Below are 19,801 nucleotides of genomic sequence, written 5' to 3' on the forward strand. Positions count from 1 at the left end.
CCAGCAGTGGTGAGGTATGCCGCGGGGCCGTGCCCCGGCGGCATACCTCACCTCACGGGGCGGTCGGCAGACCCGCCTCGCGCCACGCGCGGAAGCCGCCGACGATGTCGGTCGCCCGGTGGATTCCCAGGCGCAGCAACGCATCTGCGGCCAGTGACGACGTGAAGCCCTCCTGGCACAGGATCAGCACGCGGGCGTTGTAGGCAGCGATCGGGAGTCGCGCCTCGTGTCGTGGGTCGAGCCGCCACTCGAGGACGTTGCGCTCGATGACGATCGGTCCGAGGTGGGCCGCGACCTCGCCCTCGAAGGCGCGCTGCGCCGCGGGCCGGATGTCGACGAGGACAGCGCGCCCGTGGAGCACCTCCTGGTAGGCGGCGCGGGCGCTGACCCGGTCCAGTCGGCTGCGGGCGTCACTGAGCTGGTCGTCGATGCCGGCGTAGGTCGGGGCGTCCCAGCCGCGACCGGTCTGTGTCGGGGCAGCCGTCGCGGTCGGGTCACTGAACAGGCGGGTCTCCCAGTGGACGGTCGTGGCGGTCACCACTGCTCACCCGCCCGCTCGACGCCGGTCTGTCGCAAGGTGTTGTCCAGCAAGGCGTAGCGGGTCATGCCACGAAGCGCCGGTGAGTAGACGTGGACCGACAGCGCCGGGCGATCGCCGAGGTTGGCCACGTTGTGGATGTGGCGCGGGCCGAACGAACGCCCCTCGCCCTCCCACAGGTAGCGGTCGTGTGCGGCGTTCCCCGACCATGACTGCTCGGCGAGCTCGCCCTTGACCGTGAGGAAGGCGCCCTCCGACTGGAGGTGGTCGTGCCAGCCCGTGGTGGACCCGACCGGCCAGTGGATCAGCCAGATCTCGAGGTGGGCGGTGGCGTCGAGCCGGCGCCAGCTGCGCTCGGTGGCGTCGAGGTCGACCTCGCGTTCGAGGTCGGGGTCGGTGGCGAACAGCTGTGCGGTGCGCAGCAGCTGGCTACGGGTGAAGCGGTTGACGCCGGGTGTGCCGGCGGTGGTGATGGCGGTCATGGTCCTGCTCCTGATCATGGGTGTGGGTCGAGCTGTCGGAATGCGGTGCGGGGCAACACATTCGGAGACAGAGCGAACCCTGCGTCAGGTGCAGGTCGAGGTGGATGCGGTGGTATGCCGCGTGGCTGTGGAGGGATGAAGCCATGGTTTCGTCTTCCGATCGGGCGGCGCGCTCACGATGGGGCGCCGGGGCTGGTGCGGGCTGAGGTCAGGCGCAGCAGCAACACCGCATGACGCCGCTGCACATGGAGCCCATGTGCATGCGGTGCGCCGCGGTGGTCGAAGACATGCCTCTAGTTGAGCACGACGGGTGCGGCGTCGTCCACGGGGAGCGGCGCACGTCTCGCCACGCGGGACGCGATCGGATTGACGTCACCGCGCAGGGGGTCCCCGGCGCGGTGACATCGACCCAGCGGGGGGAAAGGAGGTCACTCTGCGCTCGAGTGTCGCCGCACCAGGGCCGCGTATGCCGCCGCGCTGGGTTTGGGCGTCCGGGCGAAGGTCTCGCGATCGACCTCGTGGAGCCCGAGTGCCGACTCGTAGCCGAAGACCCACTCGAAGTTGTCGAGCAGGGTCCAGTGGAGGTAACCCAGCACCGGTACCCCGTCCGCCATGGCGGCGAGGAGCCCGTCGAGGGCCGGTGCCAGGAACGCGGCTCGCTGGCGGTCGTCGGCGGTCGCCATGCCGTGCTCGGTGACCAGGATCGGCACACCCGTCTCCTCGAAGGTGTACCGGACCGCGCCCCCGAGGGAGGCCGGCTCGATCGCTGAGCCCATCTGGTTTCGCTCGGCGTCGGCGGGCGGAGGGACCTCGCCCGTGCCGTCGTAGGCCATCCGTTCGTAGTTCTGGACGCCGACGAAGTCGTCGTCCCTGGCCAGCTCGAACCACCGGCCATAGACCTCGGCGCGCTTCCGGTCGCGGACGGAGGCGTCGTCACCGGCCACCACGTCGTCGACGACGGCGATCGAGAAGCCGACTGGCAGGTCGGGGCGGCGTTCCTTGATGGCGGCCTTCGCGGCCCGGTGGCCGGCAGTGAGCCCGTCGCCGATCGCGTCGAACTCCTCCGGCACTACGACGTTGGACGCGCGGTACCGCTCGACGCCTGCTGAGACCCCGGCCGCCTCCAGGTTCGCCCGCTCCAGGTCGTGGACGAACTGGGGGATGTGCAGCCACGAGAGGAGCCGGGGCAGGTTCGGCTCGTTGAGCGTCACCGCATGGGAGATGCGGTCGCCGAACCGGTCCATCACGGCTCCGCAGTAGCGGGCAAAGAGCTCAGGGGCGTCCGCGGCCAGCCAGCCGCCCTTGGCGGCGAACCAGTGCGGCGCGGTGAAGTGGTTGAAGGTGATGACCGGCGCCAGCCCCACCGCGATGCAGCCGTCGACCATGGCCTCGTAGTGGTCGAGAGCTTCGGGGGAGAAGGTGCCCTCGTCGGGTTCGACCCGAGCCCACTCGACGGAGAAGCGATAGGCATTCAGCCCCATGTCCTTCACCAGGTCGATGTCCTCCTGCCACCGGACCCAGTTGTTCGTCGCCTTGCCGGAGGGCTCGCGGAAGGGAGTGGGGTCGGTGTGCTCGAGGAACCACGTGTCACTGTTGGTGTTGTCGCCTTCGTTCTGGTGGCCGGCGGTCGAGACCCCCCAGAGGAAGCCCTTGGGCATCGCGATGTCGGTCATGGTGTTCTCCTTGATGGGTGTGGTCGGTGAGTCGGTCCGGCGGGTGGCTGCTCGGGGTGGGCGTGACGAGGTTCGTCCGGTCGAGCAGCTCGACGAGGTTGCCCTCGGGATCCGCCACGTAGGCCATCCGCACGCCGGGCTCTGGCGACGGCCGCGGCGACATGACCGGCCGCGCCCCGAGCGCGATGACGTGCTCGTAGGCCGCGTCGAGCCCATCCACGTCGAAGGCGACGTGGCTGAACGTCTCGGACAGGGCCGCTTCGCCCGGGTCCTGCGCCCGCAGCCCTGGGGCGCTTCCGGGACGGTGCAGGAGCTCGAGCCGGTCCCCGTGCTGTGGATGCCTGAGCATGACGATGTCGAGGTCGAGGGCGTCGACCCGCAGGGTGAGCTCGCGCTCGTAACCCAACGCCGCGGCATACCAGTCCGCTGCTCTGCCGAGGTCGGCAACGCCGAGGCCGACGTGGTCGAGTCGGGGTTGGATCCCGTTGTCAGCCATGGACGTTCAGTCCGTCCGGGTCGCCGTCAAGTAGGTCTCGAACCGGCCCTGCGGATCGCGCGCAGCCCTGATCTGCTCCAGCCGGTCGTAGTGCTCGTCCGACAGGAAGCGGTCATTGCGCCGGCCGAAGTCCGTGTCGCCGAGGTAGACACCGACGCCGCCCTGTGCCGCGACCGAAGCCGTCCGGTCGTGCACCCAGGTCCGGTAGTGCTCATCGTCGGCAGGGTCGGTGTAGATCGCGTAGGTGGCGACGTAGACGTTGCCCTCGACGGAGAACGCCATGTCGGGCAGCTCGCGGGTGGGCGCCCAGCCGTACCAGATCGAGAAGGAGTGCTCCGTGTCCAGCTCGCTCCACAGCCGGGTCAGTGGCGGGGCGAGGTCGGCTGCGCCGGCGTCGGTCCAGGTGCAGTCGACGGCGTACCGGTGGCTCTCCGGGTTCTGCTCGGCCTGCACCACGTTCTCGTCCAGGATCGTCGTCCGTCCCTGGACGTGGCCGAGCTCGCGTCCCGTCAGCGGTCCGTCTGCGAAGGGGCGCAGGAGCTCGGCGCACTCGTCGTCGGTGTCGGCCATGACCGTCGTGTGGATGAGCAGGGTGGTGCCGCCGGGGTGCTCCACGCCTTGGTGCAGTGGGACGTTCGGCAGCCTCGTCGCAGCGATCACCGGTTCCACTCGCCGATCCAGGGAGGGCAGGAGATCGTGCATCCAGTGCAGCAACGCCTCCCCCTCGGCGAGGGGAAAGGTCCAGGTGTCGTGCCACATGACCCGGGGGGCGGCATAGGTCTGCAGGTGGAAGGCGACGACGACGCCCGGGAAGCCGGGACCGGACCCTCGAGCCGCCCAGTAGAGATCGGCGTTCTGGTCGGCGCTGGCGTGGACCAGAACGCCGTCGGCCGTCACCACCTCGACGCCGACGACGCTCTCGCAGGCCCAGCCCCGGGATCGGCTGTTCCACCCCTGGCCGCCCTGGAGCAGGAAGCCGCCGATGCCGACCGATGGGCAGTGTCCGCCGGGGAAGGCTCGTCCACGCTCTGCGAGGAACGGCGCCAGCTCCAGTCCTCCCCTCGTTGCCGGCCCTGCTACGACGATGCCAGTCGCGTCGTCGTACTCGATCGAGCGGAGAGCGGCCAGGTCGATCAGCAAGGCGTCCTGCCGCAGGCTCCAGGCTGCCCACGAGTGACCACCCGAGCGGACCGAGACGCGCCAACCTCGTTGTCGTGCAAGCCGGATGCCTGCGACGATATCGTCGATCGACGCCGCCTCGAGCACGGCCGCGGGATAGCGGTCCTCGCGCCGCTCGTTGAAGATCCGTCCCACCCGCGCCTGGTCGTATGCCGTGTCGCCCCGCTCGACGTACCTCCCGGAGAATGCCGGGTTGCCGACGGCCACCTGGTCTTCCTGGTTCATCTCAGCCCACCGCCGCCGTTCCGCCGTCGACGGGCAGGTTGACCCCCGTGATGTGGCCGGCCTCGTCGCTGGCGAGGAACAGGATCGCGTTGGCGATGTCCTCGGGCTGGCCCAACTTGCGCAACGGGATCCGGGCGACGATGTCGGCGGCTGGACCGTGGGGGTCCCGCAACATCGGTGCGGTGTGGGGAGTCTCGGTCATCGCCGGGCTGACGGCATTCACCCGGATGCCCAGCGGCCCGCCTTCGACGGCGAGCTGGCAGGTCAACGCCAGGACCCCTCCCTTGGCGGCGCCGTGGGCGTTCTGCGGCATGAAGAAGGCTCCGCGCGACCCCGAGATGGAGCCGAGGTTGACGATCGACCCGCCACGCTCCTTGAGGTGGGGCCAGGCCGCGCGGATGGCGTAGTAGACGATGTCGAGCTCGTTGCGGATCGTAAAAGCCCAGTCGTCCACCGACAGCTCGTCGATGGCCCCGAAGCGGATGGCCGAGGCATTGTTGACGAGGATGTCGACCGCCCCCGCGAGCCGTACTGCCTCGTCGACGTAGGCAGCAGCCCCCTCCGCGCTGGCGAGGTCGACCGGCGCGATGGCATCCATCCGGCCGCCGGTGTCGCGCACCAGCCGAACCGTTTCCGCCGACGCCTCCGGGTCGAGGTCGCAGCCGACGACGTGCGCCCCTTCGCGGGCGAGGACCTGGGCCGTCGCCCGTCCGATGCCTCCACCGGTCCCCGTGACCAGGGCGACCTTGCCCGCCAGCCGTCCGCTCATGCCGGAGCTCCCGAATCGGCACCCTGCCTGCAAGACGGCCCTCCGGGCTGACCGCCGCCGGCGATGAGGACGTGCATGGGTCAGTTCCCTTCCGGGTGGACGACAGGATCGAACGAGTCGTAGGCGGCCGCGAGGCCGTCGATCCGGGACCGCTCCGCCCCGTGCCGCTGCGCGGTCTCGATGATCTCGCGGTAGTGCTCGTGCTTCTCCGCCATGGTGATCACCGAGGTGTCCAGGGAGGTCCATTCGACGGAGCCGTCGGACTGCAGGAGCCCTTGCGCACCGCAGGTCGCGCACTCGACCTCCCGGCCGCGCAGCTCGATGACTGACAGGTGGCACAGCGGGCACACCCCGGGCTCGCCGGCATACACGGCCTCGTCGAACGGGCGGCCGAGCTGGCCGGCGACGTGCCGCCCGAGCTGGCCGGCGCGCTCGAGGGCAGCAGTGTCGAGGACCACCGACTTGGGGGTGCCGCAGCCGCTGACGACCAGCTGGTCGACCACGGCGGTCTGCATGGAGAACGTCAGGGTGTGCAGGACCGGGAGGGCGAGCGTGTGCCACCGACCGACGAGCGAGCCTCCTACGGCCATCAGTCCGGCGACGCGCGGCTTGAGCACCCGCTCGTCGAGGCGGAAGGCCATGGCCGGCTGCTCCCCGCGGGCCTGCATGTCGAGCATCGTGCGGACGATCGCCGCATCGGCGTTGGGCCCGAGGAGACGGTCGACGACGACCTTGACGACCGCCGGGACGGTCCGGCTGAAGATCGGGGCGCTGACGACGAGGCCGTCACAGTCGAGGAGACGTTCCCACAGCCACGGGACGTCGTCGTCGCCGGTCTGACCGGCCCCGGTGCCGTAGCGCAGCTCCTCGAGGCGGACCAGCTCGACGGCGACGTTGTCGGACTGCGCGGCCCGCAGGGCCTCCTTGAGCAGGATCTCGGCGCTACCTCCCGGGGCGCCAGCACCGAGGCCGAGGATACGCATGGTCATCAGAACTCCTGGGTGGCGGCGGCCATCGTGAAGCAGTCGAACAACTCTTGCTCTGCGGAAGTCTTCTTCTCACAGTGAGAGTACGCTGAACTCGTTGCGAACGGAAGCGCGGACCCCAAGGAGCTCGAAATGCGGATCACCCACCTCGGCCACGCCTGCCTGCTCGTCGACCTCGACGGCACCCGGCTGCTCATCGATCCCGGCGTGTTCTCGGACGTCTCGGGCGTGACCGACCTGACCGCGATCCTCGTCACCCACCAGCACGGTGACCACCTCGATCCGGCGGGGGTCCGCGAGCTGGTGACGGCGAACCCGTCAGCCGCGTTGGTGATCGACCCCGACACGGCCGAGGCAGTCGTCGGGTTGCCCGAGGCTCGGGTCGTGCGTCCGGGAGAACGACTCCGGCTGGGCGGCGTCGTCGTCGACGTGCTCGGCGGAATCCACGCCCCGGTCTGGGGGCCGGTGCCCGGCTGCACCAACAACGCCTACCTGGTCGGCGACGGCGCGCTGCTGCATCCCGGGGACTCGTTCGTGGTGCCCCACCGCGACATCGACGTCCTGGCCGTCCCGATCGACGCACCGTGGCTGAAGCTGTCCGAGGCCGTTGACTACGTCGCCGAGGTCGCGCCACGCCTCGCCATCCCGATCCACGAGGGCGAGACCACGGACCCGGTGAAGTATGCCGGGATGCTCGCTGCCTTCAGCGCCGACGACGTGGTCCGCCGGCTCGCCCGCGGAGAGGCGACCGAGGTCTGAGCCGGGTCGACGAGTAGTCAGGTCGACGAAGGGTGGGGAAGGTCAGGTCGTCGAGGTCCAGGTGTGCGTGCCGGGGGAGGCCTGGTGTCTGGCCCCGTCGGGCAGCACGACGATCGCCTTTGTGCCCGGCGGGACCCTGACGTCCAACCGCAGGATCCCGTCGGTGATCTGCCAGGCGCTGCTGATCGGGCCGAACGGGCTGTCGAGGTCGGCACGGGCCGAGGTCAGCCCTCCGCCGGGCCGTGGCTCGACCCGGAACGTCCGGTATCCCGGGGAGGTGGGCACCAGTCCCGCGACGTACCGGTGGAGGAAGGAGATCACGGCGCCCTTGCTGTAGTGGTTGAGCGACTCGTGGGCCTCTCCGTCGGCGTCCACTCCCTCCCAGCGCTCCCACACGGTGGTCGCGCCGCGCTCGCGCATCACGAGCCAGGACGGCTGGGTGTCCTGCAGGAGCACGTCGTAGGCCGTGTCGAGGTGGCCGTGGTCGGCCAGGGTCGGCAGCAGCATGGCAGTGGAGAGGAATCCTGTGGCGAGGTGGTCGCCGGCCTCCCGGATCAGCTCGACCAGCCGGTCCGCCACGGCGGCACGGTGCTGCTCGGGAACCAGGCCGAAGGACAGGGCCCGGACGTGGGCTGCCTGCGTCTGCACCGACAGCCGACCCGTGTCGTCGACGAACTCGGCCCGCCAGGCCGCCAAGGTCCCAGCCGCAAGTCCGTCCAGCCACTGGGTCTCCGAAGCGGATGCGCCGACGACCTCGCCCATGCGGGCGGCTTGGACGGCTGACCGGTGGAGGTAGCCCGTGGCGACCTCTGACTTGTCGGCGCTGGCAAAGGCGAAGAAGTCGTGGAGGTCGACCCCCGGCTCGAGCCACTCACCCCAGTGGAACCCGGTGTCCCACAGGTACGCCTCGTGAGGCTGGGGGTCGGACCCGGAACGGCTCGGGTGACGCTGGCTGGCGGCCTGCCCCGCGGCATACCTCAACCACTTCATGAGGGCTGGCCAACCCTCCCGAAGGAGGTGCGCGTCGCCGTAGGCCTCGTGCAGGTCCCACGGGGCGCTGACGACGACGTCGCCCCATCCGGCGGACCCGTTCACGCGGCCGACAGGACCGTCGAAGCCCTCGATCGGGGAGGCGGGGGAGATGTTCGCGACGCACCCGTCGGCGCGCTGGTCGAGGGCCACGTCGCGCAGCCACTTGCGAGTGAAGGCGCCGACGTCGAAGAGGAAGGCCGCCGTCGGCGCGAAGATCTGCCAGTCCCCGGTCCAGCCCGAGCGTTCACGCTGGGGGCAGTCCGTGGGGATGTCGACGATGTTGTCGCGCAGCGACCAGACGGTCGCCTCGTGCAGCCAGTTGAGCCGCTCGTCACTGCACTCGAACCACCCGGTCCGCCGCAGGTCGCTGTGGATCGCCACCCCGGTGAGGTCCGTCTCGGCGAGTGAGTGGGGGAGTCCCTCCACCCGGACGTACTGGAACCCGTGCGTGGTGAACCGGGGTTCGAAGACGTCGCCCTCGACGCCGGCGGACGTGACCACGTCGACCTGCCCGACGGGCAGCTTCTCGGGGAAGATCGGCACGTCGACGTCGAGGTGCGCCGTCGTGAGGTCGCCGCCCACCAGGTGCTCACCGTGCCGCAGGGTCACTGTCGTGCCGGCCGGGCCGAGGTCCGCGAGTCGCACCCGCCCGGTGATGTTCTGGCCGAGGTCGACCAGGCTCGCTCCGTCGGGCAGCCTCGTCACCGAGGCCGGCACGAGCTCCTCGATCGGGCGCACGGGCGGCGCGATCGACCGGACGACCCGCACATCGGGGTCCCGCGCCTCGGCGGGGGCGAAGCCGGCGGGGGTGTGAGCGGGGTCGTGGACGGACGGGTCCAGACGCCGATGGTCCTCCTCCTGTCCTCCGATGAGGTCGGCGACCAGGAGGTGCGACGGCCCGCTCAGCCAACCCGGACCGCTGGTGGTGAGGGTGGCGCCGTCGCCCGACTCGAGCTGGAGCCGCACGGCAGTCTGCGTCCCGAACTGGTCCCCGGCGCGCGGCATACCCACCTGCCCGCGGAACCAGCCGTCGGCGAGCAGGACCGCCACGACGTTCTCGCCGTCGACGAGCAGGTCGTCGACCACGTGAGACTGGTACTGGACCCGGTCGCGGTACTGCGTGTAACCGGGAGTGAGCTCCGCGTCGCCCACGCGCCGGCCGTTGAGCCACACCTCGTAGAGGCCGAGGGCGGTAGCGAAAAGGGTTGCCGGAGTGCCGGATTGGGCATGGAACGTCGACCGCAGCCAGTATGCCGGTCTCCGCCCCTTGGGGGGCACCTCACCTTCGCGCGGACCGATCCAGGAGCCCTGCCAGTCCGCGTCCTCGAGCAGCCCGCTGTCGAGCTCGACGGCGCCGCTCCAGTCGCTCTCGCCGAGGTCGGTCCAGACCTTGACCCGTGCCGACGTGCGCCGCCTCGAGCGGTCGAAGACGGGGACGACGACGAAGCCCTGCTGTCGACCCTCGACCCGGCCGGTCTCGTAGCCGTCCCCGGTCCGGATCGCGTAGGCCACCTGTGCGGTGGCGCCCACGGGCAGCCACCAGCTCAGGGCGGGCTGGTCACCGCGGCCGAAGAAGTCGCCGCCGACGACGTCGACGCGCAGGTTCGTCGGCGGGAGAGGGGTGCTCACGGCAGGCGGTCAGACGAACATCGAGGCGCGCGCCCCAGTGATCCAGCCGACGAGGTGGTCGTTCTCGGTCTCGGCAGTGGGGACGTCGGCGACCAGCTTGCCGCGGTTGAGGACGGCGATCCGGTCGCAGACGGTCATGGCCAGCGGCAGGTTGTGGGTCACGAGGACGCACGCGATGCCCTGGTCGGCCATGCGGCGGATGAGGTTCTGGACCTGGAGCGTCTGCTCGTAGCCGAGGGCGGCCGTGGGCTCGTCGAGCAGCAGGACGCCGTTCTGGTCACCGGTGACCCGGGTCGCGCTGCGGGCCAGGGCGACGACCTGTCGCTGACCGCCGGAGAGCATCTCGACCGGACGGGTCATCGCAGCGGTGCGGACGCCCAGGCGCTCGAGCTCCGCCTCGGAGCGCTTGCGCTGCGCCCGGTGGTCGACGAAACCCAGCCAGCCGAGCGGTCCCTTGCGGATGATCTCGCGACCGATGTTGAGGTTGGTGGAGATGTCGAGGGCGTCGACGAGTGCGAGGTCCTGGTAGACCATCTGGATCCCGGCCGCCGTGGCGTCGCTCGGGGCCGAGAACACCTTCTCGTGGCCGTGGACCCGGAGGGTTCCTCCGGTGGGGCGGTGGGCCCCCGACATGATCTTGAGCAGGGTCGACTTGCCGGCGCCGTTGTCGCCGAGGAGACCGACGACCTCGCCCTGGTTGACCTGGAAGTCGATCCCGTCGAGGGCGCGGACGAAGCCGTAGTGCATGTCGACGCCCTCGAGCTGCAGGGCGGGTGCGGTGTCGGTCATGCGACTCACCTCGTGCCGGTGTGGACGGAGGCCTGTGCCGTGGTCATCAGGCGGGTGGAGACCGCCGTCGAGACCCACTTCTCGAGGCCGAGAGAGGCGAGCAGCAGGACACCGGTCACGCCGGTGGCCCAGTAGGGCTGCACTCCCTTGACGGTCAGGCCGTTGGTGATCGTGGCCAGCACGAGGGCACCGACGAGGACGCGGGGCAGGCTGCCCCGCCCACCGGCGAGGGAGACGCCGGCCAGGGCGACGGCGGTGAGGGCGTCGAAGATGATGCCCGGACTGGCTGAGGGGCTCGCCTCGGTGACGACCGCCGTCGTGACCAGGCCTCCGAGGGCGGCGCACACGGAGCTGATGACGAAGCCGGCGACCTTGTAGCGGTCGCTGTGGATGCCCGAGCGTCGCACCGCCTCGGCGTTGCCGCCGACCGCCATCATCCGGATGCCGTCGCGGGTCCGGGTGAGGAAGACCGTGACGATGACGAAGAGCACGGCGACGATCCAGACCGGTGCGGGCACGCCGAGGTAGCGCTGCGTGCCCATGAAGTTCAAGTTCGTCAGGCCCGGGAAGGTGTAGCCGCCGGCGATGAGGGCCGCGGCGGCACTCGTGATCGAGAGCGTGCCGATCGTGACGATGATGGGGTTGAACCCGCGCAGTGAGATGAGGCCGTTCGCGACCCCGACGAGCGCACCCACCGCGATGCCTGCGGCGATCGAGACGATGACGAGCTGGCCGTGGGTCATGAGCCACCCCGTGGTGCAGCTGGCGACCGCCGCCACGCCGGGGATCGAGAGGTCGAGGGCCCCGCAGATGATGCCGACCGCCACTCCGGCGGCGAAGATCGCCGTGAGGGCCGCGCCGTTGGCAATGAGGATGGCGTTGTCGAACGTCCCGAAGAAGGGACTCGCCCACACCGAGAAGATCACGATGATCAGAGCCCAGAGGACGAAGATCCCGCGCTCGCGGACGAAGATCAGGGCGCGGATACCGATCGGGTCCTTGGCGGGACGCGGGGGAGCAACGGCATCCGGCGTCCCGGCCGCCCCCTCACTGGAGGGAGCGGCCGCGCGCGGGGTCGTGGGGGTGGCGTTCATGGGGAGCTCGCTCAGCCGTTCTGGGTGACGATCTTCTGCGGCACGACCAGCACCTGGCCGACCGCCTTCGGGTCTGCCTGCATCTTGACCAGCGTGTCGAAGGACTGAGCCATGTCGGCCTGGAACTGCAGAGCGACGGAGGCGAAGACTGCACCCGACTTCACGAGGGCGAGGACCTCGTCGTTGCCACCGAAGTCGACGTTGCAGCCGAGGGTCTTGCCCGCCGACTTGAACGCCGTGATGGCGGCGAGGGTGCCTTCGTCGCCGGTGGACATGACAGCCTTGACGTTCGGGTGCCCCTGAAGGACGCTTGCGATCGTCGTCACGCCCTTGGTGCGGTCGACGATGCTCTGCTCGTCGACGATCTTGGCGTTGGGAGCAGCCGCCGCCAGGGCCTTCTTCGCGGCGTCCTCCATCTCCTGCTTGCCCGCGCTACCGGCGGCCGACGTGGAGAACAGAACGTCCGCGTTGCCCCCGAGCTTGCTGGTGATGCACTTGCCGAGCTGGTCACCGAGCGCGGTGCCGGCCTGGGTGTAGTCGATGTAGTCGAACGTGATGCCGGGCTGGGGGCCCGAGAGGCCGTACTCCTCGGGCTTGCCGTTGACCAGGATCGGCACACCCTTGGCCTGGGCCTTCTTCAGCATGTCGCCGAAGCCCTTGGGCGCGACGGCGAGGACCCAGGCGGCGCCGGCTCGCCCGGAGTCGATCACGGCGCTGAGGTCCTGGGTCTGCTTGCTGGGGTTGAAGTTCGGGTCCTGGACGATGACCTGCCAGCCCTTCGACCCGCCGTATCCCTGGACGCCCTTCGACAGTCCCTGAAGGGCCGGCGGGGCGAGCGAGATCGGCGAGAAGACCAGGGTCTTGGGGAGGGTCGAGGCGGCCCCGCTGGACGAGCTCGAGGAGCTCGAGGTCGACGAGGACGAGGTGTCCGACCCCGACCCCGTCCCCGAGGCGCAGGCGGACAGGGCGGTGACGGTCAGGCCGACCGTGACGACGGACAGGGTGCGGGCGTGACGCCGACGGGGGGTGCTCACGGTCGGTCTCCTCTTTGAGTGCGTGGCTGTGGATGTTCGGTTCGACTCTCGCATTGTGAAAGTCGATTTCGGTTATGGTAACTGTAGGCGGTCGCGCGGCGCTTGTAAACGCCTTCCGCGAAATCAGGATCGGGAGGCTTCGAGGCCGTGCAGCAGCGCGCACATGAGGTCGTGTCGCGGGGTCGCGATCCCGCGCCGCCTGCCCTCGGCGGCGATGCCGCCGTTGAGCACGTCGACCTCGGTCGCACGGCCGGCGAGGACGTCCTGGAGCATCGACGGCTTGTGGTGGAAGGCCACCTCGATCGCCTCCGCCATGGCTTCGTCGGGCGACTTCGTCAGGACGATTCCCGCGGCGTCGCAGACTGAAAGAGCCTCTGCCACAAGGAGATCCACTTCACGACGGATAGCAGGGTCGCTGCACACCTGACCGATGGTGAGACGGGTCAAGGCGGCGATCGGGCTCGTCGCGGCGTTGAAGACCACCTTGGTCCACTGCGGCCCCCGGGCGTCCGCGAGGGCATGCGTCGCGAGGCCACCCTCGGTGAGAAGGAGGGCGAGGCGCCGGATGGACTCCATCGGTGCGGGGCTCGGCTCGAAAGGCCCGATCCAGGTGTCGCCCTGGGCGTCGAAGCGGACGATGCCAGGTGCGGTGACCGCGCCGGCCGGGACGATGCTTCCCCGGGCCACGAGCGGCACCACCTCCGCGATGACCTCTTCGTTCCCCAGGCCGTTCTGCACGCTGACGACGGTGGCGTCCTGAAGCGCGGTGTGCGCGCCTCCGACCGCCTCCCGGGTGTGTTGGGCCTTCGTCGCGACGATCCCGAAGTCGCAGCGTGGGAGCTGTGACCCCTCGGTCACGGCGCGCACGGGTGCGACGAACTCGGCGCGGCCGATGACCCGGAGTCCATGTGCGGCAATGGTTTCAGTGTGCTCGCGCCACGGGTCGACGGCCCACACCTCGACGTCGGGCACCCGGGCGAGGTGCGCTGCATACAGGCTGCCGATCGCGCCGGTGCCGATCACGGCGACCCTGGTCGGCTCGGTCATGACGCGTATGCCGCGCGAGCCAGCTCGGCGCACAGGTCCGGGTGCACTCCGCCCACGCCGAGGCCCGCGACGATGCGGCCCTCCACCAGGACGGGGATGCCTCCCGGAGACGTGAGGAGGGGAGACGGAGCGAGTCGTCCGAGCTGCGCGACGGCGGAGCCGAACTGCTGCGCCACGTCCTCGCTCGCCGCTCCGTACCGCGCCGCAGTCGTCGCCGTCGCGAGGGCCACCTCGACGCCGGCCCCGGGCGTGTCGTCCATCCGGTCCTGCTGGATCGGGTCGCCCCCCGCGTCCACGACCGCGACCGCGACGCGCAGCCCGCGCTCGGCGGCAGCTGCGATGGCACGGTCCACCAGGGCGATGGCCCAGTCCAGCTGCACCTGCCGTGTGGCCCCGGGGGCGGGCGCAGTGCCGAGGCTGTCCTCGGGGGCGATGGTCAGGTCACCGAAGCGAGCAGTCCACCGAGCGGCGTCGTCACCGTGCTGACCGACGTAGGGGACGCCCAGGGCGTAGGCGATGAGCAGGTCCTCGGGGTTGGCCGGGGCGCCGTCGGCGCTGACCACCTCGGGGGCGACGTCGGCGGGGAGGAACGGGCTCACCGTCGCCCCTGAGGCCGCGATGCCGCCGACCACCTGACCGTCCTCGTTGCGCAAGGGCATCCCGCCGGCGCCGGGAAACATCGCCTGCGGCGATATGCCGACGAAGCCACTCGAGATCGGGGCCGGCAGGGTCGTCATCCGGTGCAGGTGCTCGGTGCTCGGGATCTGCTGGGTGGCGGAGATCCAGGCCTTCGAGGTGGCGCGCGCCATGCCGCCGAGGCCGCCGTGGTCGAGTCTCGACGCGGTCACCAGGGCACCACTGGCCCCGACGACGGCGACGCCGCCGCGCAGCCCGAGCTGTTCGGCCTTGTCCACGGCGCGTCGCACGATCGACCGCGCCTCGGCCAGCGGGACGTCGTGGGGATGGGTCATGTCAGCTCCTGGCCGAGGGTGACGGCAGATCGTGGGGAAGGTCGAAGCCCTCAGGCGCCAACCATGTTGTAGCCGCCGTCCGCGACGAGGTAGCCACCCGTGATGTGGTCCGCGTCGTCGGTGGCGAGGAAGAGGGCGGCGCCGGCGTAGTCGGCCGGACCGGGGATGCGACCCATCGGCGTCAGCTTGCGCAGCTGCTCACCGCGCCCGGACTTCCAGTCCTCGCGGCCGAGGGTGGCCTCGGTCTCGATGAATCCGGGAGCGAAGATGTTGACACGCACGGTCGGGGCGAAGGCGTGGGCGTAGGACTTGGTCGCGCCGAGGAGGCCGTACTTGGCCGCGGCGTACTGCGGCGCGCGGGCGCTGCCGCGGACGATGACCGTCGAGCCGATGTTGACGATGCTGCCGTGACCCTGGTCGAGCATCCTGCTGCCGAACTCGTGGATGCAGGCCATCGTGCCCTTGATGTCGACGGCGAGGACGTGGTCGATCGACTCCTCGGTGATGTCCCGCCAGGACATCTGCTCGCGCGCCACGTCGCCGACGTTGTTGACCAGCACGTCCACGCCACCGAGCTGCTCGAAGGCCGCGTCCGCCATTGCCGCCACCTGGTCCCAGTGCACGATGTCGGCCTGCAGCAGCACCGTCTCCGCGCCCTCGGCGCGCACGCGCTCGGCGGTCTTCTCGGCCCCGGCCCTGGAGCTGCGGTAGTGGATGCCGACGACCCGCGCACCCTCCTGCGCGGCGCGCACCGCGATCTCGGCTCCGAAGCCGGTGCCGGCCCCGGTGACGACGACTGAGCGACCCTCGAAGCGGCGGGGGATCGGGACGGGGTTGAGCGGCATACGGAGGGCCTTTCGCGGTAGGAGGGTTCGGTGGCGGGAGAGCCTCAGACGAGGACCCGGCCACCATCGATGTAGAGGACCTGTCCCGTGACGAACCTGGCACGGTCGGAGGCGAGGAAGGTCACCGCGTCGGCAACCTCCTCGGGTCGGCCCAGCCGACCGGCGGGCACGAGCGACTCGAGCTCCTCGCGGTGGCCGTCGGTGTCGAGGTAGGCGCGGGTCAGCTCGGTCTCGATGTAGCCCGGCGCGACGGCGTTGACCGTCACGTTGTGGGTGGCCCACTCACGAGCCATCACCCGCATCATCTGGTTGATGCCACCCTTGCTCGCGGCGTAGGGCGCGTGGTTCGGGTGGGCGAGCAGGCCGGAGACCGAGGAGACGAACACCATGCGACCGTATGCCGCGGACACCATCCGGCGCCCGACTTCCTGGCCGAGCCACCACGCCGTGGACAGGTTGAGGGTGACCATCTGCTGCCAGTCCTCGTCGGAGAGCTCGAGCACCGGCCGGCGGGTGTTGCGGCCCACGGCGTGGAGGAACACCTGGGGGGTGCCGACCATTCGCACGGCCTGTTCGACGGCGGCCCGGCTGGAGTCGGCCGTGCCCACGTCGGCCTCGAGAGTCGCCAGCTCACAGCCGGACTCCTTGGCCTGACGGGCCACGGCGTCGAGGGCCTCGCCGTCGCGGTCGACGACCACCACGTGCGCGCCCTGCGTGGCGAGGCCGAGCGCGCTCGCTCCTCCGAGCCCACCCGCTCCGACGACGAGGGCGGGTCGATCCTGCAGGGACAGCCAGCTGCTCACCTTGCCTGCCTCTCGCAGTTCTCGTATGATGAAAGTCGCTTTCTCCAAAAGTAACCCACCGGTGGCGATGTGTCCAGCGTGGGTCCGGGGGAGGCGGCTCTAGGCTGGCTCACAGGGAACGCTCAGCGCAGTTGGGACAGGAAGGTTCGCATGACACCGAGGACGACCGCGGCGGACAAGGGCGACGCCGCCGACAAGCCCGAGTACCGCGTCGAGGCGCTCGCCAAGGGCCTGCGCCTGCTGAGCCTCTTCGACGAGCAGCGGCCCACCTGGCGAGTGACCGACCTCGCCGCCGAGGCGGGTCTGCCCATGCCGACCGTGTACCGCGTCGTGATGACCCTGGTCTCCGAGGGTTACCTCGACCACCTTCCCGGAGGCGACTACCGGCCCGGGGTGAAGGCCTTGACGCTGGGGACCGCAGCGCTGCGCAGCTTCGACCTCGTCGGGCTCGCGACGCCCAAGCTCCAGCAGCTCGCGGAGCTGACGGGTGAGACCGTCAACCTCGCGGTCCTCACGGGCGACCAGGTGCTCTACCTGATCCGCCTGCGCAACCGTGACCTCGTGACGGCCAACATCCAGGTGGGTTCCACACTGCCCGCGGTCACGACATCGATCGGCAAGCTGCTGCTGGCCAACCTCGACCCCAAGGACCTCAAGTCGAGGATCACGGCCGCGTCCTTCGACACCCAGCACGGTCCCAACGCCAAGCTCTCCCTGGCGGCCCTCAAGGACGAGCTCGCGGCCATCCGCAGCCAGGGGTGGGCCACCCAGAACGAGGAGCTGGCGTACGGGCTCCGCTCGGTCGCTGCACCGATCGTCGGGCCCGGAGGGGCGGTCGTGGCGGGGGTGAATGTCGCTGTGCAGGCTCGGGACTGGTCCAGCGAACGACTGCTCGAGGAGCTCAAGCCGGCGCTGCTCGCCACGTGTGCCGACATCTCCACGCTGGCCTCGTCCGGCATCGTCGCGTGACGCGCCGGGTCGCCAAGCTGTCCCCGTCCGACCTCGACGACGACCAGCGGGTCGTCTACGACGCGATCGCTGGTGGCAAGCGCGCTCAAGGACCGCAGCTGTTCCGCCTGCGTGACGAGGACGGTGGCCTCGAAGGGCCGTTCAACGCCTTCCTCCTCCAGCCCCGGGTGGGCGGCACGCTCCAGGCGGTGGGGTCGGCCATCCGGTACGAGACCGCCTTGTCGGACCGCGCCCGCGAGGTCGCGATCCTCGTCGTCGGAGTCCACTGGCGCTCCGAGTACGAGTGGTACGCCCACGAGGCGGTCGGCCGGCACGTCGGGCTCACGGACGACGAGCTCAGCGGGATACAGGACGGCTCGTACGCCGTGCTTCCCGAGGATGAGCGCACGGTCGCCGAGCTCACCCTCGCGCTGGTGACCGACGGCGACCTGGCCGACGCGGCATACGCGAAGGCCGTTGCCCTGCTGGGGGAGTCCGGAGTCTTCGAGCTCACGACCCTCGTCGGCTACTACGCGACGCTCGCCCTGCAGCTGAGGGTCTTTCGCGTCGGGGTGCCGTCGCCCTGACCGCCGACTGAACGTCCACCTCGCCTCGACCGCCTTGACACGCGCCGGAACCTGAGTGACCATTTATGAAAATGACTTTCGCGATGTGAGAGTCTTCGTATCTCGATGAGGAGTGCCCCCATGAAGCTCGTGACGTTCGATGACGGTAAGGTCGGCAGGCTCGAAGGGGACACCGTCGTCGAGCTCGACGTCCCCTCGACGCGAGAGTTCTTCGAGCGCGGGGGCCAGGTCGGCGAGACGGGCGCCACGCATGCCCTTGCCGACGTCACGTTGCGCGCGCCGATCGTGCCGAAGAAGTTCTTCCACACTGCCGGCAACTTCTCCGACCACCACGAGGAGCTCCAGGCCGTCGACTGGAGCCACCCGGTCCACAAGGGCATCGTCTTCTTCCAGAACGTGGACGCGATCATCGGCCCGGACGAGGCGATCGTGTACCCCGAGGGTCTGACCAAGGAACTCGACTACGAGCTCGAGCTCGGCATCGTCATCGGCAAGAGCGGCAAGTTCTTCGGGCCCGAGGAGGCAGAGGACTACATCGCCGGCTACCTCGTCTTCAACGACATCACCGCCCGCGACATCCAGCGTCGCGAGATGCAGTCGGGTGTGTTCTCGTTCTCCAAGGCGATCGACACGTTCTGCCCGATCGGGCCGTGGATCGTGACGAAGGACGAGCTGCCCGACCCGCAGAACCTCGCCATGGAGCTGCGCGTCAACGGGGAGGTCCGCCAGGCCGGCAACACGTCCAAGATGCTCATCGACATCCCGCACCTCGTCGCCCACCACTCGGCCCAGGGTTACAGCGCGGGCGACATCATCACGACCGGCACCATCTCCGGCGTCGCGGCGATCCAGCCCAACCCGTTCGACTTCTACCTCCAGGTCGGCGACAAGGTCGAGGCCGAGATCGAGGGCGTCGGCGTCCTGCGCAACCACGTGATCGCGTGGCGGGACCGCCACGACACCGAGCCCTACACGACCGACCTCTACGCCGACCACGAGGACTGAGCGTGCGGTTCGGGACACTCGACGGGCGCTTCGTCCTCGTCCGCGGCGACGACCCGCAGGTCGAGGTCCTCGACGTGGCCACCGCCTCCGGCGGGGACCTGCCTGCCGACGCGGTCGGCGCCCTCGCCCAGTGGGATGACGTATGCCGGTGGGCCGCCACCGCGGACTGGTCCGGTGCCGCTCCGGTGGCAGTGGGTCGGCTGGGGGCGCCCGTCCCGATGCCTCGTCAGGTCTTCGCGGTGGCATTGAACTACCGGCCGCATGCGGCCGAGGCCGGCTACCAGCCGCCTGAGGAGCCGTTGCTGTTCACGAAGTTCCCGACCTGCATCACGGGGTCCGACGTCGAGGTGGCGCTGCCGCCCGGCAACGTCGACTGGGAGATCGAGGTCGTGGTCGTCATCGGGTCGGGCGGGTACCGGATTCCCCGCGCGCAGGGCTGGGCCGCCGTCGCCGGGGTGACCGTGGGACAGGACCTGTCGGAGCGCCTCCAGCAGCTCCGTGGGACGCCTCCGCAGTTCTCGCTCGCCAAGTCCCACCCGGGGTTCGGTCCCACCGGCCCATGGGCCGTGACCCCCGATGCGCTGCCCGACCGGGACGACCTCGGCTTCGAGTCGCGCCTGGGCGACGAGGTCCTCCAGAGCGGTCGGACGAGTGAGCTCATCTTCCCCGTCGACGACCTCGTGGCCCGGATCTCCTCGGTGTGCCCGTTGCTGCCGGGGGACCTCATCTTCACTGGCACCCCTGCCGGGGTCGGGAACCGCAGGACCCCGCCTCGCTTCCTGCAGGCCGGCGAGGAGCTGGTGAGCTCGGTCGAGGGCATCGGCCAGATCCGGCAGCGTTTCGTCTGAGTCTGTTGGACAGCACCGATGCTCGGGCGGTGGCTGGCCAGTCTTGACATGCTGGACGGACC

The 19,801-nt window shown here is 70.2% G+C and carries 20 protein-coding genes; 5 read left to right on the plus strand and 15 right to left on the minus strand.

Annotation, left to right across the window (positions count from 1 at the left end):
* Positions 1-52 precede the first annotated feature (52 nt).
* The 7 genes from AC1DXJ_RS12900 to AC1DXJ_RS12930 all read right to left on the minus strand — a co-directional run bounded on the left by AC1DXJ_RS12900 (position 53) and on the right by AC1DXJ_RS12930 (position 6,351).
* Positions 53-538, minus strand: coding sequence for a rhodanese-like domain-containing protein (locus AC1DXJ_RS12900; RefSeq protein WP_477615228.1), 486 nt, complete (start codon positions 536-538; stop codon positions 53-55).
* Positions 535-1,020 carry a cysteine dioxygenase gene (locus AC1DXJ_RS12905; RefSeq protein WP_477615229.1) on the minus strand — a complete coding sequence of 162 codons (486 nt, stop codon included), beginning with the start codon at positions 1,018-1,020 and terminating at the stop codon, positions 535-537. Before AC1DXJ_RS12905 ends, AC1DXJ_RS12900 begins: the two co-directional genes overlap by 4 nt.
* Before the next feature lie 428 nt (positions 1,021-1,448).
* Complete coding sequence (locus tag AC1DXJ_RS12910) at positions 1,449-2,693, minus strand: glycoside hydrolase family 1 protein (RefSeq protein WP_477615230.1); 1,245 nt, start codon at positions 2,691-2,693, stop codon at positions 1,449-1,451.
* Entirely contained in the window at positions 2,608-3,189 is a 582-nt protein-coding gene (locus AC1DXJ_RS12915; protein WP_477615231.1) for a VOC family protein, read from the minus strand. The genes AC1DXJ_RS12910 and AC1DXJ_RS12915 overlap by 86 nt, the downstream gene beginning before the upstream one ends.
* 6 nt (positions 3,190-3,195) lie before the next feature.
* Complete coding sequence (locus tag AC1DXJ_RS12920; protein WP_477615232.1) at positions 3,196-4,593, minus strand: FAD-binding oxidoreductase; 1,398 nt, start codon at positions 4,591-4,593, stop codon at positions 3,196-3,198.
* Between the two features lies 1 nt (position 4,594).
* The gene (locus AC1DXJ_RS12925) at positions 4,595-5,362 is read right to left on the minus strand and encodes an SDR family NAD(P)-dependent oxidoreductase (protein WP_477615233.1); all 768 of its coding nucleotides are present in this window, start codon (positions 5,360-5,362) and stop codon (positions 4,595-4,597) included.
* Between the two features lie 80 nt (positions 5,363-5,442).
* Positions 5,443-6,351, minus strand: coding sequence for a flavodoxin family protein (locus AC1DXJ_RS12930; RefSeq protein ID WP_477615234.1), 909 nt, complete (start codon positions 6,349-6,351; stop codon positions 5,443-5,445).
* A gap of 129 nt (positions 6,352-6,480) precedes the next feature.
* Here AC1DXJ_RS12930 and AC1DXJ_RS12935 point away from each other — a divergent pair, with 129 nt between their 5' ends.
* Positions 6,481-7,107, plus strand: a complete 627-nt coding sequence (locus AC1DXJ_RS12935) for an MBL fold metallo-hydrolase (RefSeq protein WP_477615235.1) — start codon at positions 6,481-6,483, stop codon at positions 7,105-7,107.
* A gap of 42 nt (positions 7,108-7,149) precedes the next feature.
* Here the strand turns inward: AC1DXJ_RS12935 and AC1DXJ_RS12940 are convergent, their stop codons facing one another.
* The 8 genes from AC1DXJ_RS12940 to AC1DXJ_RS12975 all read right to left on the minus strand — a co-directional run bounded on the left by AC1DXJ_RS12940 (position 7,150) and on the right by AC1DXJ_RS12975 (position 16,351).
* Positions 7,150-9,768 carry a family 78 glycoside hydrolase catalytic domain gene (locus tag AC1DXJ_RS12940; protein WP_477615236.1) on the minus strand — a complete coding sequence of 873 codons (2,619 nt, stop codon included), beginning with the start codon at positions 9,766-9,768 and terminating at the stop codon, positions 7,150-7,152.
* Positions 9,769-9,777: 9 nt separating this feature from the next.
* On the minus strand, positions 9,778-10,557 hold the full coding sequence (locus tag AC1DXJ_RS12945) for an ATP-binding cassette domain-containing protein (protein ID WP_477615237.1): 780 nt from the start codon (positions 10,555-10,557) through the stop codon (positions 9,778-9,780).
* A gap of 5 nt (positions 10,558-10,562) precedes the next feature.
* Positions 10,563-11,651: an ABC transporter permease gene (locus AC1DXJ_RS12950; protein ID WP_477615238.1), complete on the minus strand. Its 1,089-nt coding sequence runs from the start codon at positions 11,649-11,651 to the stop codon at positions 10,563-10,565.
* Positions 11,652-11,662: 11 nt separating this feature from the next.
* The gene (locus AC1DXJ_RS12955; protein WP_477615239.1) at positions 11,663-12,685 is read right to left on the minus strand and encodes a sugar ABC transporter substrate-binding protein; all 1,023 of its coding nucleotides are present in this window, start codon (positions 12,683-12,685) and stop codon (positions 11,663-11,665) included.
* A 123-nt stretch (positions 12,686-12,808) separates the two neighbouring features.
* A complete protein-coding gene (locus AC1DXJ_RS12960; protein WP_477615240.1) occupies positions 12,809-13,732 on the minus strand; it encodes a ketopantoate reductase family protein in 924 nt (307 codons plus the stop codon).
* The gene (locus AC1DXJ_RS12965; protein WP_477615241.1) at positions 13,729-14,703 is read right to left on the minus strand and encodes a GlcG/HbpS family heme-binding protein; all 975 of its coding nucleotides are present in this window, start codon (positions 14,701-14,703) and stop codon (positions 13,729-13,731) included. Before AC1DXJ_RS12965 ends, AC1DXJ_RS12960 begins: the two co-directional genes overlap by 4 nt.
* Positions 14,704-14,753: 50 nt before the next feature.
* Positions 14,754-15,548 (minus strand): SDR family NAD(P)-dependent oxidoreductase, encoded by a 795-nt coding sequence (locus tag AC1DXJ_RS12970; protein WP_477615242.1) that lies wholly within the window; start codon positions 15,546-15,548, stop codon positions 14,754-14,756.
* A 44-nt stretch (positions 15,549-15,592) separates the two neighbouring features.
* Positions 15,593-16,351 carry an SDR family NAD(P)-dependent oxidoreductase gene (locus tag AC1DXJ_RS12975; protein ID WP_477615243.1) on the minus strand — a complete coding sequence of 253 codons (759 nt, stop codon included), beginning with the start codon at positions 16,349-16,351 and terminating at the stop codon, positions 15,593-15,595.
* Positions 16,352-16,501: 150 nt separating this feature from the next.
* Here AC1DXJ_RS12975 and AC1DXJ_RS12980 point away from each other — a divergent pair, with 150 nt between their 5' ends.
* The 4 genes from AC1DXJ_RS12980 to AC1DXJ_RS12995 all read left to right on the plus strand — a co-directional run bounded on the left by AC1DXJ_RS12980 (position 16,502) and on the right by AC1DXJ_RS12995 (position 19,739).
* Positions 16,502-17,320, plus strand: a complete 819-nt coding sequence (locus AC1DXJ_RS12980; RefSeq protein WP_477615244.1) for an IclR family transcriptional regulator — start codon at positions 16,502-16,504, stop codon at positions 17,318-17,320.
* Positions 17,317-17,886: a carboxymuconolactone decarboxylase family protein gene (locus AC1DXJ_RS12985; RefSeq protein WP_477615245.1), complete on the plus strand. Its 570-nt coding sequence runs from the start codon at positions 17,317-17,319 to the stop codon at positions 17,884-17,886. Before AC1DXJ_RS12980 ends, AC1DXJ_RS12985 begins: the two co-directional genes overlap by 4 nt.
* Positions 17,887-18,006: 120 nt before the next feature.
* Entirely contained in the window at positions 18,007-18,891 is an 885-nt protein-coding gene (locus AC1DXJ_RS12990) for a fumarylacetoacetate hydrolase family protein (RefSeq protein ID WP_477615246.1), read from the plus strand.
* Positions 18,892-18,893: 2 nt separating this feature from the next.
* Positions 18,894-19,739: a fumarylacetoacetate hydrolase family protein gene (locus AC1DXJ_RS12995; RefSeq protein WP_477615247.1), complete on the plus strand. Its 846-nt coding sequence runs from the start codon at positions 18,894-18,896 to the stop codon at positions 19,737-19,739.
* Positions 19,740-19,801: the final 62 nt, after the last annotated feature.

This window comes from Pedococcus sp. P2_D9 (assembly GCF_056404275.1).

Coding starts and splice junctions, on each gene's coding strand:
- AC1DXJ_RS12925 (WP_477615233.1), bottom strand. CDS start 5,362: ATGAGCGGACGGCTGGCGGGCAAGGTCGCCCTGGTCACGGGGACCGGT.
- AC1DXJ_RS12960 (WP_477615240.1), bottom strand. CDS start 13,732: ATGACCGAGCCGACCAGGGTCGCCGTGATCGGCACCGGCGCGATCGGC.
- AC1DXJ_RS12930 (WP_477615234.1), bottom strand. CDS start 6,351: ATGACCATGCGTATCCTCGGCCTCGGTGCTGGCGCCCCGGGAGGTAGC.
- AC1DXJ_RS12980 (WP_477615244.1), top strand. CDS start 16,502: ATGACACCGAGGACGACCGCGGCGGACAAGGGCGACGCCGCCGACAAG.
- AC1DXJ_RS12990 (WP_477615246.1), top strand. CDS start 18,007: ATGAAGCTCGTGACGTTCGATGACGGTAAGGTCGGCAGGCTCGAAGGG.
- AC1DXJ_RS12905 (WP_477615229.1), bottom strand. CDS start 1,020: ATGACCGCCATCACCACCGCCGGCACACCCGGCGTCAACCGCTTCACC.
- AC1DXJ_RS12950 (WP_477615238.1), bottom strand. CDS start 11,651: ATGAACGCCACCCCCACGACCCCGCGCGCGGCCGCTCCCTCCAGTGAG.
- AC1DXJ_RS12945 (WP_477615237.1), bottom strand. CDS start 10,557: ATGACCGACACCGCACCCGCCCTGCAGCTCGAGGGCGTCGACATGCAC.
- AC1DXJ_RS12935 (WP_477615235.1), top strand. CDS start 6,481: ATGCGGATCACCCACCTCGGCCACGCCTGCCTGCTCGTCGACCTCGAC.
- AC1DXJ_RS12920 (WP_477615232.1), bottom strand. CDS start 4,593: ATGAACCAGGAAGACCAGGTGGCCGTCGGCAACCCGGCATTCTCCGGG.
- AC1DXJ_RS12970 (WP_477615242.1), bottom strand. CDS start 15,548: ATGCCGCTCAACCCCGTCCCGATCCCCCGCCGCTTCGAGGGTCGCTCA.
- AC1DXJ_RS12910 (WP_477615230.1), bottom strand. CDS start 2,693: ATGACCGACATCGCGATGCCCAAGGGCTTCCTCTGGGGGGTCTCGACC.
- AC1DXJ_RS12915 (WP_477615231.1), bottom strand. CDS start 3,189: ATGGCTGACAACGGGATCCAACCCCGACTCGACCACGTCGGCCTCGGC.
- AC1DXJ_RS12965 (WP_477615241.1), bottom strand. CDS start 14,703: ATGACCCATCCCCACGACGTCCCGCTGGCCGAGGCGCGGTCGATCGTG.